This is a genomic window from Streptomyces sp. NBC_00820 (assembly GCF_036347055.1).
Lineage (GTDB): Bacteria > Actinomycetota > Actinomycetes > Streptomycetales > Streptomycetaceae > Streptomyces.
In genome coordinates this window covers 5,889,649-5,904,638 of the sequence record NZ_CP108882.1, presented here as the reverse complement: position 1 = coordinate 5,904,638, position 14,990 = coordinate 5,889,649, and the positions used below count along the sequence as shown (strand labels likewise).

Annotated in this window: 9 protein-coding genes; 3 read left to right on the top strand and 6 right to left on the bottom strand. The window is 74.5% G+C overall.

All coding sequences use genetic code 11. From position 1 onward, the window contains the following. Window positions 1–3: 3 nt before the first annotated feature. Window positions 4–1,533 (bottom strand): type VII secretion protein EccB, encoded by a 1,530-nt coding sequence (eccB, locus tag OIB37_RS26730; protein WP_330460152.1) that lies wholly within the window; start codon window positions 1,531–1,533, stop codon window positions 4–6. 196 nt (window positions 1,534–1,729) lie between these two features. On the opposite strand from eccB, the gene eccE reads away from it, so the two are divergent. The 3 genes from eccE (at window position 1,730) to OIB37_RS26715 (ending at window position 7,562) form a co-directional block, all read left to right on the top strand. Beyond that, window positions 1,730–3,067, top strand: coding sequence for a type VII secretion protein EccE (gene eccE, locus OIB37_RS26725; protein ID WP_330460151.1), 1,338 nt, complete (start codon window positions 1,730–1,732; stop codon window positions 3,065–3,067). Continuing rightward, window positions 3,064–3,855: a hypothetical protein gene (locus OIB37_RS26720; RefSeq protein WP_443058206.1), complete on the top strand. Its 792-nt coding sequence runs from the start codon at window positions 3,064–3,066 to the stop codon at window positions 3,853–3,855. The genes eccE and OIB37_RS26720 overlap by 4 nt, the downstream gene beginning before the upstream one ends. Before the next feature lie 353 nt (window positions 3,856–4,208). Beyond that, the gene (locus tag OIB37_RS26715) at window positions 4,209–7,562 is read left to right on the top strand and encodes an SCO5717 family growth-regulating ATPase (RefSeq protein WP_330460150.1); all 3,354 of its coding nucleotides are present in this window, start codon (window positions 4,209–4,211) and stop codon (window positions 7,560–7,562) included. A gap of 97 nt (window positions 7,563–7,659) precedes the next feature. Here OIB37_RS26715 and OIB37_RS26710 read toward each other — a convergent pair whose 3' ends face one another. The 5 genes from OIB37_RS26710 to OIB37_RS26690 form a co-directional block, all read right to left on the bottom strand. Beyond that, window positions 7,660–8,607: a bifunctional riboflavin kinase/FAD synthetase gene (locus OIB37_RS26710; RefSeq protein ID WP_330460149.1), complete on the bottom strand. Its 948-nt coding sequence runs from the start codon at window positions 8,605–8,607 to the stop codon at window positions 7,660–7,662. A gap of 140 nt (window positions 8,608–8,747) precedes the next feature. Further along, on the bottom strand, window positions 8,748–12,770 hold the full coding sequence (locus OIB37_RS26705; protein ID WP_330460148.1) for a trypsin-like peptidase domain-containing protein: 4,023 nt from the start codon (window positions 12,768–12,770) through the stop codon (window positions 8,748–8,750). 414 nt (window positions 12,771–13,184) lie between these two features. Continuing rightward, window positions 13,185–14,090, bottom strand: coding sequence for a tRNA pseudouridine(55) synthase TruB (gene truB / locus OIB37_RS26700; protein ID WP_330460147.1), 906 nt, complete (start codon window positions 14,088–14,090; stop codon window positions 13,185–13,187). After that, window positions 14,087–14,536: a 30S ribosome-binding factor RbfA gene (gene rbfA, locus OIB37_RS26695; RefSeq protein WP_330460146.1), complete on the bottom strand. Its 450-nt coding sequence runs from the start codon at window positions 14,534–14,536 to the stop codon at window positions 14,087–14,089. The genes truB and rbfA overlap by 4 nt, the downstream gene beginning before the upstream one ends. 38 nt (window positions 14,537–14,574) lie before the next feature. Next, window positions 14,575–14,874, bottom strand: a complete 300-nt coding sequence (locus OIB37_RS26690) for a DUF503 domain-containing protein (protein WP_330460145.1) — start codon at window positions 14,872–14,874, stop codon at window positions 14,575–14,577. Window positions 14,875–14,990 lie beyond the last annotated feature (116 nt).

The following is a 14,990-nucleotide window of genomic DNA, read 5'->3' as shown; positions in this document are numbered from 1 at the left end:
TCCTCACGAACCCTGCGGCTGGCGGGCGTCCGCCGTGGACAGGCGGGGGCCCGTCGGCAGGAACTTCGACCAGGCCGCGGGAATCGGCGCGGGACGCACGCCCGCGTATCCGAGGTGGGTCTGCGCCAGCTTGGCTTCCTGCTGGAGCTGTTGGCGCTGCTTTACGGTGACGCCGATGCCCGCGCTGCCCGTCTCGCCGTCGTCGTTGGACTGCAGGGCGTAGCGCAGGCCGGTGTCGGTGACCAGGAAGACCGGGCCCGCGGCGGCCTCCGTGCCCTGGAACTGGCGGTAGAGCTGGCCGGAGCCGGCGGTGACGTACGCGCTGGAGGAGCCGGTGGCCAGGACCGCGGGGAAGTCGGTGCCCGCCCAGGTGCTCAGCGTCGTGGCACCGTTCTTGGGGTCGACGTGGCGCAGGACGGTGCAGACGGTGTTGCGGCTGCCGGCGGCGGTGGAGGCCTCGTTGACCGCGGTGGGCGCCTCGGTGGGCCAGGTGTGCTCGGCGCCGAACGGCTCGCCCCGCACGATGGCACCGGGACTGACCTCCGTCTCGTGACCTGTCTGGCCGACCGTGACGAGGTCCTTGCTGGTCAGCAGCAGCTGGGCGACGAAGGGGGAGACCGGGGCGACCCGGTGGGGCAGGACGACGAAGTACTGCTCGCTGCCGTTGATCCGGGCCCGCAGCACCATGCCGACGCGGTTGGTCCGGCTGTCCAGCTGTCCGGGGGCGCTCGCCGGTGTCCCCGGAGTGCCGTCGATCACGGGGAAGTCGACGGGGTCGCCCTGGTGCAGGGTGTCGATCCACTCCTTGGTGACGTGCTGGGGTTCACGCGTCGTGCCCACGAGGGTCTGCAGCAGCAGCGGGTCCGTGCCGTCCACCTTGTACGCCCAGCCCCGGGCGTCCACGATGTAGCGCGCCTTGTCGGGTGTGGTGACGTAGAGCAGTTCGCCGCCGTGCAGCTTCTGCCGGGCGCCCTCGGTCCTGCCCAGGTCGCGCGTGGCCAGGACGAACGCGGCCTTCTGGATCGAGTCGCCGCTGCCGCTGGGGCGTTCGCAGACGGCCCAGCGCTTCTCGGCTCCCGCCTCCGTGTCGGACGGCAGCCGGTCGGGCGCGTAGGGGATGCCGATGGTGACGCCGTGCGGGATCTTGCCGTTGTCGAGGATCGACTCGTCGACGGTGACGACGTCCACGTCGTCCTGGGTGCCGAGGACCAGCTTGGCCGAGGCCATGTTGAGCACCGGGTGGAGCTGGACCTTGCCCTTGGTCTTCAGCACCACGTACCGGGTGGTCGACTCGCTGGCGATGATCACCTTCTGGCCGGGAGCGTCCCAGCCCTCCGGGGCCGTCGGCCTGAACATGCCCCAGGCTCCGAAGGCCGCCAGGACGACCACGCCGACGATCGCGCCCGGCAGCACCGCGCGCAGCGGTCGTGGAGCCCCCTCGTCCGAGGCATCCGGTGACGACTGCACGAACGACGCGAGCATGCGGCGCTTCGCGAAGGTGTAGGCGTTGAGTTGGTCCCGCCGAGATGCCATCTGTGCCGTTTCTCCCCGTGTCTCACGCGGAGCGCGCCCGGGGACCACGCTCCCCCGCCCTCCGTTGTCGGACCCGGCCCCTACTATGCCTGGTGCGGGACGAGTCCTGCGGAGCGGGTAGGGTACCTGGGCCCTCAAGGGGCCTGTGCGTTCGCGTGGTTCCCATGAGTTGTGAGCAAAACGGGGGGATGGAGTGATGACTTCCGGAACGCGGACGCGTTCGCGCGGCCGGTCCGCGGCACGTGGTCGTACGGCCGAGTCGGCGCCGGGTCCACGAGAGACGTCCGGTCGGTCCGAAGCGCCGCGTCAGGCGGTCACGCTGGGCCCCGGACACCGGCCGGGGCAGGCCGGTTCGTTTCGTCTGCAACGACTCGTCCTGGTGGAGATCGCGGCCGCCGTCCTGGTCGTGGGCTGGGCGATCGGCACGCTGGCGCTGGTACCTGCCGCGATCGTCGCGGTGGCCCTGGTCCTGCTGGCCTTCGTACGGCGGCGGGGGCGCTCGCTGCCGGAGTGGCTCGGCACGGCCCGTGAGCTGAAGGCACGTCAGCGGCGCGCCGCCGCGACCCCGGTACCGCCTGGCACGGAACCGGCGCTGGTGCCCGCCCTCGAGTGCGAGCCCGCCCTGCGCACCTACTCCTACGGCGGCCGTGACCGGCGCCCGGTCGGGATGGCCGGGGACGGGACCTTCCTGACCGCCGTCCTCCAGGTCGAGGCCGACACCACGGCGCTGCGGGCCGAGCGGAACCGGCAGCCGCTGCCGCTGGGGCTGGTGCGGGACGCGCTGGAGGTGGACGGGATCCGGCTGGAGTCGGCCCAGGTCGTGCTGCACACGCAGCCGGCGCCCGCGCTGCATCTGCCGCAGCAGTCCGTGGCCGTCGCCAACTACCAGCCGCTCCAGGAGCAGACGGGCGCCCCGGCGGTGCGCATCACCTGGATCGCGCTGAAGCTCGATCCCGAGCTGTGCGCGGAGGCGGTGGCGGCGCGCGGTGGCGGACTGCTCGGGGCGCAGAAGTGCGTGGTGCGGGTCGCGGACCATCTCGCGAGCCGGCTGACCGGCGCGGGGTTCCGGGCCAGCGTGCTCGACGAGGAGGAGCTGGTCTCCGCGCTCGCCACCTCGGCCTGTGCCAACCCCCTGGTCACCGCCGAGGCGGCGCGCGGTGAGGCGCGTGAGCGGCGTACGGAGGAGTCCGGGCGCAGCTGGCGGTGCGACAACCGGCGGCACACGACGTACTGGGTCCGGCGCTGGCCCCAGCTGGGCGGCGCCCGGGGTGAGTCGCTGCCTCAGTTCGTCGCCCGGGTGACGGCGATTCCGGCTTTGGCCACCACCTTCAGCCTCACGCTCGCGCGCGGCGAGCGGCAGGAGGTTTCGCTGTGCGGGCACCTGCGGGTGACCGGGCGCAGCGACGACGAGCTCGTGGCCGCGCGCCGCGCGCTGGAGAGCGCGGCGCAGCAGGCCGGTGCGGGTCTGGCCCGGCTGGACCGCGAGCAACTGCCGGGCATGCTGGCCACGTTGCCCCTTGGAGGTGCGCGTTGACGATTCCGACGACTACGGCTCCCGGCGGTGCGGGCGCGGCCGGCGCGGGAGTGCCGGACGCCTCCGGGCTGGCGCGGGCCGGTGAGCGGCTGCGGCGCGGGCTCGGACTGATCGGGCCCCGGCACACGCGGCACTCGCTGCCCGGGCAGCAACTGGACGCGCTCGCCCTGCCGATCGGTGACGACGGCGTGGTGGCCGGTGTGGACGCCGAGGGGCAGCCGGCCGTGCTGGGGATCAACCGGCCCACTCCGTACGACATCGTGCTGATCGGCGGCCTGTGGACGGCGCAGGTGCTGGCGCTGCGGACGGCGGCGACGGGGGCGCGGGTGGCCGTGGAGACCGGCCGGCCGCAGGCCTGGATGCAGATGGTGCACGCCATGGGCGGCGGGCAGAACGGGCTGTCCGTGTTCGACGTGGGGCGGGTGCCGCCCCAGGGCGCGTCGGCCGGGACGCCCGTGCTGGTCGTGCGTGACTGCGGCATGCGGCCGCCGCGCGGACGGGTGGTCGGCGGCCCCTGGCAGTCGGTGCTGACCCTGCTGCCTTACCTCAGCCCGGTCGCGCCCCGGTTGCTGCGGCAGGCGCGGCTCGCGGGCATCCAGCGGGTCTCGCCCGACGAGGCGGCGGAGCTGGGGCGCACGATGGGGCTGTCCCGGACCGAGGTGGAGTCGTTGCCGGCGCTGCCCGACGGCGTCACCCTGTGGTGCACCGACCGTGACCGGCAGTACGTGCTCACCCAACCCACCGATGCCGAGATCGGATTGTTGGGCACCCCGCGCCGGATGGACTGAACTGACCTTTATTGTCCGGTTTGTTCGGCGCGTGTGCGGCGATGGTGCGCCGCCGGTTCGCCCTTTGTCCGCTGTTTTCTGCGTGATTGCCGTGACAGAGTGGCGGGTGGGCGGCGGTATGTGCCGGTGCGCCGTGGGCCGGTGGTCACGTGTCGAGTGGTGGGCGGGCCTGCCGTCGTACGCCTCACGGTGATTAGGCTGGGAGCGGGCGCGATGCCGGAACCCGTGGAGCGGGCGTCGCCCCAGGGGGAGGGCCGGGGGACCGGACTGCCCCACCACTACGGACGACTTGAACGACACGACTTGGTCGCCCCGGCACGCCATGAGGGTGCGCGACCACACCAGGAGGAACTGTGAGCAGCGATCGGGACGGGATCCGCGGGGGCTGGGCGACACCCGACGATGACCAGCCCGACGCGGAATCGGCCTTCGAGACCACCGGCGAGTTCACCATCGACTACGCCCCGCCCGCCTGGTACACGCAGAACGCGTCCGGGGCCTCCGGGACCGCCGCGGGTGCGCCCGCGGCCGGGATGGGCGGTTTCGCCGGTTCGGGTTCGGGTGACGGGCAGGGGGAACCGGCCGGTCCGGGTGCGGCACAGCTTCCGTCGTTCGCCCCGCCGCCCCCTGCGGCGCCTCCCACGCCTCCCGCCCCCGCGCCGACGCCGACGCCGGGCATGCCCGGCGCGCCTTTCACTGCTCCCGCTCCGACTCCGGCCCCGCCGCCGGCTCCGACCGGCGGTCCGGGCGCGCCGTACGCTCCGCCCGCTCCCCCGGTCGGGAGTCCCGTTCCGGTGCCGCACCTGCCGGCCGGCTTCGAGCCGCAGCAGTCTCAGCAGACCCCGCCTCCCTCCGTCCCGGCCGCACCGGCGCCCGAGGCCGACAACGGCGACCTGGAGAGCGGCGCGACCATGCGGTTCTCCGCCGGCGCCCTGAAGCGGGAGATGGCCGAGATCGCCGAACGGGCGGCTGCCGCCAACGCCCAGGGTGCCCAGCCGGCGGAGGCGAACCCCGCGGAGGGCGACGCAGAGGGGGCCGCTTCCGCCGAGGTCGGTGACGGTGCCGAGGGCGGCGACAAGGGGCTCGCGGAGAACGGGCCGGCCGCCGAGGCCACGGCCGGGACCGAGGACGAGTCCCACACCGGGGCCGCGGCCGGGGCCGAGGTCGGCTCCGGGCCTGACGGTTCGCCGGTGGCGGAGTTCGCCGAGGCCGGCTCCGAGGACACCTCGGTGCCGGACGGGGATACCGCGTCCTCCGCCGGGGCCGCAGAGTCGCCCGTGTCCGCCGAGGCACCCGCGTCTGCCGAGTCCTCCGACCCGGCCGAGCAGGCCGAACAGAGCACGCAGGACACGCAGGGCACGCAGGAGGCCGGTGACGGCGATGCCGAGGGCGCGCCCGCCGGTTCGGGTGCCGCGGTGTCCCAGGAGGGCTCGGCCGCCACCGACGCCGCCACGTCCGGCGGGACCGGTGTGACCGAGGGCAGCACGCCCGGGGACGGGGCCTCACCGGAAACGGACCACGCGGCCCCCGCCGCTCCGCCCGCTCCCACCCCCGTTGCCGCTGCCACCCCGATCCCCCCTCAGGGTCCCGCTCCTGCCGCTCCTCCGGTGCCGCAGGGCGCGCCGCCCGCCTGGACTCCTCCGCCCGCGCCGCAGAGCGGCGTGCCGCCGCTGCCGCCGTCGTACCAGCCCGCCGCCCCGGCCCCGGCGGCCCAGTGGCCCGCTCAGGCGGCGCCGCCGCAGCCGGGCCCGACGCCAGGTCAGCCCCAGCCGCAGCAGGCGGATGCCGTGGACGCGCTGGGGCAGCAGCCGCCGTTCCAGCCTCAGGCGCCACAGCCCGCGCCCGCCGCGTGGAACCCGCCCGCGCCCCAGCCCGGCCAGCCGTACGCCCCCGGCATGCCCGGCGCGCCCGAGGCCCCGGGTGTCCCCGCTGCTCCGGCCCCGCAGACCGGGGCAGCGGCACCGCAGCCGGCTCCCACGGGTCCCCTCCCGCCCGGCGGTTACGGCTTCCCGCAGCAGCCGGGTCCGAACGGGCCCGCGCTCGTGGCCGGTTACGGCTTCCCGCCGCCGGGAGCGCCCACTCCCCCGGCGCCGCCCGGTGGTTACGGGTTCCCGCTGCCGACCCCGAACGACCCCAACGCTGTGGCCGGCTACGGCTTCCCGCCGCCCGGCACCCCCAACCCGCACGATCCGCAGGGCGGTTACGGCTTCCCGCAGCAGGGGCAGGCCCCCGAGGGTGCCCCGGTCGACCCCCGCGCCGGTGCCGCGTGGCCGCAGCCCATGCAGCACGACCAGCGGCAGCCGACCAACCCGGGTGCCGCGCCGCTGGGTTACACCGCGGCCGTGGAGCTGTCCTCGGACCGGCTGCTCAACAACAAGCGGCAGAAGGCGAAGAGCGGGCGTCCCACCGCCGCGTCGTCCCGGTTCAAGCTGGGCGGGAAGAAGGAGGAGGCCGAGCGGCAGCGGAAGCTGGAGCTGATCCGCACGCCGGTGCTGTCCTGCTACCGGATCGCGGTCATCAGCCTCAAGGGCGGCGTGGGCAAGACGACCACGACCACCGCGCTGGGCGCCACCCTCGCCTCCGAGCGCCAGGACAAGATCCTCGCCATCGACGCGAACCCGGACGCCGGCACGCTCGGCCGCAGGGTGCGCCGCGAGACCGGGGCGACCATCCGTGACCTGGTCCAGGCGATCCCGTACCTGAACTCGTACATGGACATCCGCCGCTTCACCTCGCAGGCGCCCTCCGGTCTGGAGATCATCGCCAACGACGTGGACCCGGCCGTGTCGACCACGTTCAACGACGAGGACTACCGCCGCGCCATCGACGTGCTCGGCAAGCAGTACCCGGTCATCCTCACCGACTCGGGCACCGGTCTGCTGTACAGCGCGATGCGCGGGGTGCTGGACCTCGCCGACCAGCTGATCATCGTCTCCACGCCGTCGGTGGACGGCGCGAGCAGCGCCAGCACGACGCTGGACTGGCTGTCCGCGCACGGGTACGCCGACCTCGTCTCCCGGTCGATCACCGTCATCTCCGGGGTCCGCGAGACCGGCAAGATGATCAAGGTCGAGGACATCGTGTCCCACTTCGAGACGCGCTGCCGGGGCGTGGTCGTGGTGCCGTTCGACGAGCATCTGGCCGCCGGCGCCGAGGTCGACCTCGACATGATGCGGCCGAAGGTGCGGGAGGCGTACTTCAACCTCTCCGCGATGATCGCCGAGGACTTCGTACGGCACCAGCAGTCGCACGGGCTGTGGACCAGCAACGGCAACCCGCCGCCGGTGGCCGCCCCGCCGATGCCCGGGTACGCGATGCCGGGCCAGCCCATGCAGGGTCAGCCGATTCCGGGGCAGCCCATGCCTGGACAGCCGATGCCCGGACAGCCGCAGCCGGGGCAACCCGTGCCGGGGCAGCAGCCGTACCCGGGTCTCTACGGCCAGCCGCCCGCCCCGGGCCAGCAGCCTTATCCGCCGCACCAGGGCCAGCCGGGGCAGCCGTACCCGCAGCAGCCCCAGCCGTATCCGCAGGCCGGTCCCGGGCAGCCTCAGCAGCCCCAGCCGTACCCGCCGCAACCCGTTCCCGGGCAGCAGCCGTACCCGCCGCAGCCGGGATACCCGCAGCAGCCGGGGCAGCCCCAGGCGCAGCCCCCTCAGGGCCAGCCGGCGCAGGAGCAGCCGCCGCAGGCTCCGCCCCAGCAGCAGTAGGACGGTACGACGAAGGGCGGCCGGTGCTCACCGCACCGGCCGCCCTTCGCGTTCTGTTCGTGGGCGTGTGCCCCGTGAGGGCCGGGAGCCCCGGGCGCTACGCGTCCGCCGCCACGATCTCGCGGCAGCGCTCGACGTCCTCGGCCATCTGCTCCAGCAGGGCCTCCAGCGACTCGAACTTCGCCTGGCCGCGCACGTAGGCCAGGAAGTCGACGGCGACGTGCAGGCCGTACAGGTCGAGGCCGACGCGGTCGATGGCGTACGCCTCCACCGTGCGCTCGGTGCCGTCGAACTGCGGGTTCGTGCCCACGGAGATCGCGGCCGGCATGGCCTCGCCCTCGACGTGGAGGTAGCCGGCGTAGACACCGTCGGCGGGGATGCACGTGTGCGGCAGGGTCTCGACGTTCGCCGTGGGGAAGCCGAGCTCGCGGCCGCGCTGGGCACCGCGCACGACGACGCCCTCGACGCGGTGCGGGCGACCCAGGATCTCCCGGGCGCCGGTGAGGTCGCCCTCGGCGATCAGACGGCGGGTCAGGGTCGAGGAGAACGGCTGGCCGCCGCCCGCCTCCCCGGTGACGTACAGGTCGACGATCTCGACCTCGAAGTCGTAGACCTTGCCCTGTTCGGCGAGGAACTCCACGTTCCCGGCCGCCCGGTGGCCGAAGCGGAAGTTCGGGCCCTCGACGACCGCCTTGGCGTGCAGCTTGTCCACCAGGACCTTGACCACGAACTCGGCCGCCGACAGCTTCGAGAACTCGGTGGTGAAGGGCAGGATGAGGACCGCGTCGACACCCAGCTCCGCCATCAGCTCGGCCCGGCGGTGGTGCGCGGAGAGCAGCGGCGGGTGGCTGCCGGGGCGGACGACCTCGCTGGGGTGCGGGTCGAAGGTGACCACGACGGCCGGGACGCCCAGCTCGCGGGCGCGGTCCACGGCGTGCTTGATGATCAGCTGGTGGCCCCGGTGCACGCCGTCGTAGGAACCGATGGTGACGACGCTGCGCCCCCAGTCCTGGGGGATGTCCTCCAAGCCACGCCAGCGCTGCACTGTGACCGCTCCTCGAACCCGTGTCCGTGTCTACCTTGACCTCTTGTGCAGGTCTAAGGGTGCCATGCCGGTTGCCGTGGCCCCGCATCGGCATCGGGGCTGTGATCGGGCGCACGTCCGTGAGGGCCCGGTCGGACCGATCAGGCCGGCACCCGTGCCCCCGCCAGGTTCTCGACCGTGCGGCGGGTGCTGGGGCCCACGACCGCGGCCCAGTCGTCCGGGGCGTCGGCCAGCCAGCGGGTCATCCGCGCGGCGAAGCCGGGCACGTGCCGGGCCAGGTCGACCAGACCGGCGTCGAACCGGGTGGCGCCCTCGGGGGTGCGGACGAGGAGGAGGCCGGTGCGGTGGACGAGCCCGCGGACCTCGTCGTCCCGGAGCGTGCCCCGCACTCCACAGTCCTGCGCGTGGTCCTGCGCGCGGTCCTGCCCGGAACCCTGCCCGCAGTCCTGACCGGTGCCCTGCCCGGTTCCCTGCCCGCCGCGCTGCTCGTCGCCACCCCGGCCGACGCCCTCGCCGGTGTCCCCGCCGAGGCCCCCGTTGCCGTCCTCCCCGCCGCCGTGCGGACCACACCCCCCACCGACGTCCGCGGCCGCGGCCGCGGACGTCGCATCCGCGCCGTGGCCTGCGCCCGCGTCCCGGGCGGCCGTGCGCAGCACCGTGAGCAGCACGGCCGGATCTTCCTCGCGGGCGAGCAGGAGGTCCAGCAGTTCGCGGCGCAGGGGGTGGGAGGCCGGGGTGCCGGAGGCGCCGAGCACGGTGGCGAGGGCCGTGCGGACCGGGACGGGGGCCGCGTCGAGGAGGCCGGAGACGAGGGGCAGCAGGGCGGAACGGGCGGTGGGGCCCCGGTCGAGGCACCGGCCGACGTACGCGGCCACGTGCTCGGCGCTGCCGGGGCGCAGGACGACGGTCTCCCGGACCAGGAGGGCGATCCGGCGGGCGAGTGCCGGAGTGATGACGTCGGCGAGCGTGTGGAGCGTCTCGTCGGCGTCCGGAGCACCGAGCAGGCGGGCACGGAAGGCGTCCAGGACCGGATCGGGATGGGTGGTGAGGGCCAGGACGAGGGCGGCGGCCGGGAAGTCGGGATCTCCGTCGGCGCAGTGGCGCAGGGCCCGGGTCAGGTGCCGGTCGCGAGTGTGCGGGTCGAGGACCAGCAGGGCGAGGGCGCCACCGTGCGGGGTCCGGCCGGTGGTGCGGGTGAGCACCGCCTCGGCCGCGTGGCGCAGCAGCGCGCGGTCGGCCGTCGAGCGGACGTGGCGGGCCGCGCGCGGGCCGAAGGTCATCGCCGCCGTCCGGCGGGCGGGCCGCTCGTCGTGCGCCCAGCGGTGCACGGCCCGGCACACCGCCGAGGGCTCCTCCTCGGCGAGGACCGCGAGCAGCTCGTCGGCCCTGGGGTGGGCACACTCCACGAGCACCTCGGCCAGGTCGTCCAGGGCCCCGTGCCGGTGCGTGTGCAGCAGCACCTGCGCGGCGGTCGCCACGGTGGCGTGCGGGGTCGCGGGCAACGGCCGCTCGTCGTCGAACCAGCGCGTGAGACACGGCTGTACGGCGGCGGGCTCGGCGGCCAGCAGCCGGGCGGCGGCGTCGAGGTACCGCTCACCCCCGGGCTCGCCGGGCCCGCCCGAGTGCCACGCGCCGGTACGTTCCGGTCCGGCCGCCCGAGCCGGAGTGCCCCCACCGGCACCGGCACCGCCACCGCCATCGCCATCGCCATCGCCATCGCCATCGCCACCGCCACCGCCACCGAGGCGTCCGTCGGCGCCCCTCTGCGCACACACCCTCCGCCCGCTCCCCTCCACCGACGCCCCGTCCGTACAGGCCCCCTCCTCCGGCGCCCCGTCCGCCAGGACCAGGTGCCGCAGGAGTTCGAAGCGCTCGGCGTGTGCGAGAGGGAGCGCCGTCCAGAAGGCGGGCGCGAAGTCGGGCGGCACCGGACGGTGGCCGAGGCGCCAGGTGACGACGCGCTCGGCCAGAAGACTCAGCACCTCGCGGTACGGAGTCGCGTCCGGTACCTGGAGGAGGGTGTGGCTGAGCAGGCGGGCGGCCCACCACGAGGTGGTGTCCAGGTCCAGGGCGTCCACCAACTCACGCAGCCGGAAGGCGAGTTGGCGAGTGCCCTGCTGGCGGCCGTGCAGGAGCAGGGACTGGACGACCGGGCCGAGGCGGTGGTGCGGTACGGGCAGGGGGTGGGCCTCGCCCGGGGTGCGGGGACGGTGCACCAGGGCGTGCAGGGCTTCGTCCAGGTCGAGGTGCACGCCCTGGATCCAGTCGGCCAGCTCCTCGTGCGCGAAGCGGTAACCGTCGCCGGCCGGGACCAGGAGGCCTTCGCCGAGGACGGCCGAGGCCCAGCCGGTGCCGCCGCCGAGCCGGGCCGGGGCGGCCCCCCAGGGGAACACGGCCTCGAAGGAGGCCCGGTCGACCGACCCCTGACCGGGGCCGAGGCTGCGCCGGGCTGCCTCGTGCACCTGTCCGGCCACCCGGGCGGCGAGCCGTCGTACGGCCGTGCCGCGCAGGCCGTTCTCGGTGGCGAGGCGGACCGCGACGCGCAGGCACATGAGGTCGAGGTGGGCCGAGAACACCTCGTGCCGGTCCACGGGTCCGGCGGCCGGGGCGTCCGGGAGGGCCGAGCGGACCTCGGAGAGGAGGCGCAGGGCGAGCGGGTGCCGAGCGTCGCGGTCACCGAGGGCGCCGTCGGGGATGCCGTGGCGGGCGCGGGCCAGGCGGGCCTCCTCGGGGGTCAGGTCGGCCAGCCGTACGCAGGGCGTGAGGAGGCCGGCCGGTTCCACCGGGGAGTGCAGGAGGTCCGCGGGGAAGGCGCCACCGGCGCGCTCCCAGTACTCCTCCCGGCAGGCCACCACCAGTTGCGCCCCGGTCCCGCGCAGCCAGTCAGCCGTTCCCCCGGTCCACTCGGACAGCCGGTGGGCGAGGACGGGCGGCATCTCCTCGGGACCGTCGAGGACGAGCAGCAGCGGGTGGCCGGTCCGTACGGCGAGTCGGGCCAGGCGCTCGGGGGTGAGGTCGCCGAGGCCGGCGACGGCGACGCGGCGGGTCGAGGCGACGATCCGGGCGGCACGGTCCAGCGCGCGGCGCGCGGCGTCGGCCACCGAGGCGTCGCCCGGCCGCAGGTCGGCTCCGCGCAGCCAGAGGGTCGGGGCGGGCCGGTCGCCCCGGCCGCGGCGGGCGGCGAGGGCCGCGAGTTCGGTCGTACGGCCGCTGCCCGGGGGCCCGACGAGGCCGAGCATCGTGCGGGGCCCCTGCGTGAAGACGGCCAACTCCTTTGCCGCCTGCGCTCGTTCGACCGGCTGCACAAAGGCGGGGTCCGCACAGGCGGCCGTGCCGATGCCGGTGTCCGGGGCGCTCGGCGGACCGTCCTGGCCCACCAAGGTCGCGGTCAGTTCCAGGACTCCGGCCAGGTTGAGGTCGACGCCGTACGCGGGCACGGTGGTCTCGTTGCGGGCGAGGAGTCCGGAGAGCGCCGCCTTGGCGGCGGCCGTCTCTTCCGTCGTGCCGCCCGCGGGGGCCGGGGTGCGCAGCGGCACCGCGAAGCCGTCCTCGCGCCGGTCGGAGCGCAGGGCGGTGCCGAGGACGCCCAGTACGGCGCCGGTCCGCGCGTCGAGCACGGGTCCGCCGGCCGCGCCGCCGCCCGGCCGCAGCGCGTCGCGGCCCGCCGTGCCGATCGCCAGCTCCAGGGCGTCGTCGAGGAGATGGGACCGGTCGGTGGCGGTGTACGTGACCTGGGTCGCGGCCAGCACCCGCGCCTCTCGCCAGCGGCCCGCGGCGACCCTGACGTACGTACCGGCGTCGATCCGCTCCCGCACGCTCAGCGGCAGCGGCTCCACCTCCAGGCCCTCGGTGCGGACCAGGGCGAGGCCGAGTCGGGGCAATGGGACCACGGATCCCGCGTCGGCGCGGGCGTCGATCACGCAGGTCCGGTGCCCGGGGGCGTGCAGCACGATCCGGGGCAGGCCGTCGACGGCCTCGTGGCTGGTGAGAAGTGTGCCGTGATGGTCGGCGAGGAAGCCGACGCCGCGGGGGCGGCCGGCCGGGTCGCGGATCTGGACGAGGTCCGCGACAGGGGGCTCCAGGGCGTCGGCGGTCCGGTCGCCGTCATCGGTGCGGTCGCCGTCATCGGTGCGGCCCGCGTGACCGGCACCCCGTCCCGCCATCGCCGTACCTCCCCGCCCACGCACACGCGCCCTCGTCTCCCGACGGTAGGTGCGCGGTGATCAGCGGGACAGCTCACGATGCGAAAGCGCCCCCTTCCGCTCCCCCCGTTCACTCCGAGCGCCTGCCCGGACGGGTGAATAAGCGGGGGTGACTGGATAACCCTAGAGGTGGGGGAACCGAGGGGGGACCGTGGAGCGGCGGGCAGTAGCAAGTACCCCGTGGCCGCCGCTCCACGGGCACACACCCGCGAGAAACCGGTCCGACCCTTCCGGACCGAACTGGGCCGGACCGGACCAGCCCGGCCCGGCCCGACCGCGGAGTCAGATCAGCCACTCAGCCGATCCGTCGATCGGCCGGTCAGCCCATCGGCCGCTCAGCCGCTCAGCCACTCAGCCACTCAGCCACTCAGCCACTCAGCCGAAGATGGCCAGGCTCTTCGCCTTGCCCTTGTGCGCCTCGACGAGCGCGAGGAAGCGGCCCTCGGGGTCGAACACGGCGACGGCTCCGCCGCCCGCGTACTGGTCGGGCATCTCCAGCCGGACACCGTTGGCGAGCAGCCGGGCGCGCTTGGCGTCCACGTCCCAGCGGGGGAACGCGGCGGACGCGGCCTCGGCGATCGGCATCACGGTCAGCTCGGCCTGGAGCTGGTCGAGCGTCTTCGCCACGTCCAGCTTGTACGGCCCGACGCGCGTCCTGCGCAGCGCGGTGAGGTGGCCGCCGACGCCCAGGTCGGCGCCCAGGTCACGGGCGAGGGCACGGATGTAGGTGCCGGAGGAGCAGACCACCGAGACGACCAGGTCGAGCACCGGGGTGCCGTCCTCGGCGACGGCGTCCCGGACGTCGTACACCGTGAAGGAGGAGACGGTCACCGGGCGGGCGGGGATCTCGAAGTCCTCGCCGTCACGGGCCCGCTTGTACGACCGCACGCCGTCGATCTTGATGGCGCTGACCTTGGACGGCACCTGCATGATCTCGCCGGTCAGCTTGGCGACGCCGGCGTCGATGCCGTCCCGGGTCACCTGGGAGGCGTCGGTGGAGGAGGTGATGTCCCCCTCGGCGTCGTCGGTGAGGGTGTTCTGGCCCAGGCGGATGGTGCCCAGGTACTCCTTCTCGGTGAGGGCGAGGTGCCCGAGGAGCTTGGTGGCGCGCTCCAGGCCGAGGACGAGGACGCCGGTGGCCATGGGGTCGAGGGTGCCGGCGTGGCCGACACGGCGGGTCCGGGCGATCCCGCGCATCTTGGCGACCACGTCGTGCGAGGTGAAGCCCGACGGCTTGTCGACGATGACAAGGCCGTCGGGCGGGGTGGGCTTGCTGGTCATTCGGCGCTGTCGTCCGTCTCGTCGTCGCCCGGCTTCCGGTACGGGTCCGCGTCACCCGCGTACGCGGCACCGGCGGACGTCTCCCGCACCTGCGCGTCGGACTGCCGGGCCCGGTCGAGGAGGTCCTCGATGTTCCGGGCGGTGTCCGGCAGGGCGTCCGCGACGAAGGTGAGGGTCGGGGTGAACTTCACGCCGGCCGCACGGCCGACCTCGGAGCGCAGGATGCCCTTGGCGCTCTCCAGGCCGGCGGCCACGGCCGTCCGCTCCTCGTCGTCCCCGTAGACCGTGTAGAAGACGGTCGCCTCCCGCAGGTCACCCGTGACACGGGTGTCCGTGATGGTGACGTGGGTACCGAGCCGCGGGTCCTTGATCCCGCGCTGCAGCTTCTGGGCCACCACCTCTCGGATGAGGTCCGCCAGCTTTTTCGCCCGCGCGTTGTCGGCCACTGGTCCGTCTCCCGTTCTTTCCTGATCTGTTCTTGTGGTCAGTCGTCGTCGCCGTCGCCGTGGAACCGCCGTCGTACCGACAGCAGCTCCACCTCGGGGCGGCCGGCGACCAGCCGTTCGCACCGGTCCAGTACGTCGGTGAGGTGCGCCGCGTCTCCGGAGACCGCGGCCAGGCCGATGATCGTCCGCCGGTGGAGGTCCATGTGGTCGACCTCTGCCGCGCTCACCGCGTACTTCCGCTGGAGTTCGGCGACGATCGGGCGAACGACGGAGCGCTTCTCCTTCAGCGAGTGGACGTCGCCGAGGAGGAGGTCGAAGGACAGAGTCCCCACGTACATGTGTGTTGCCGGTTCACCCGCCGGTACGGGATCGGTGGCCCCGGAGCCGTATGGCCTGGGACACCAAGAACGGTACCGCGTACCCGCCGGTGGCTCGACAGGGTTTCCCGGTGCCG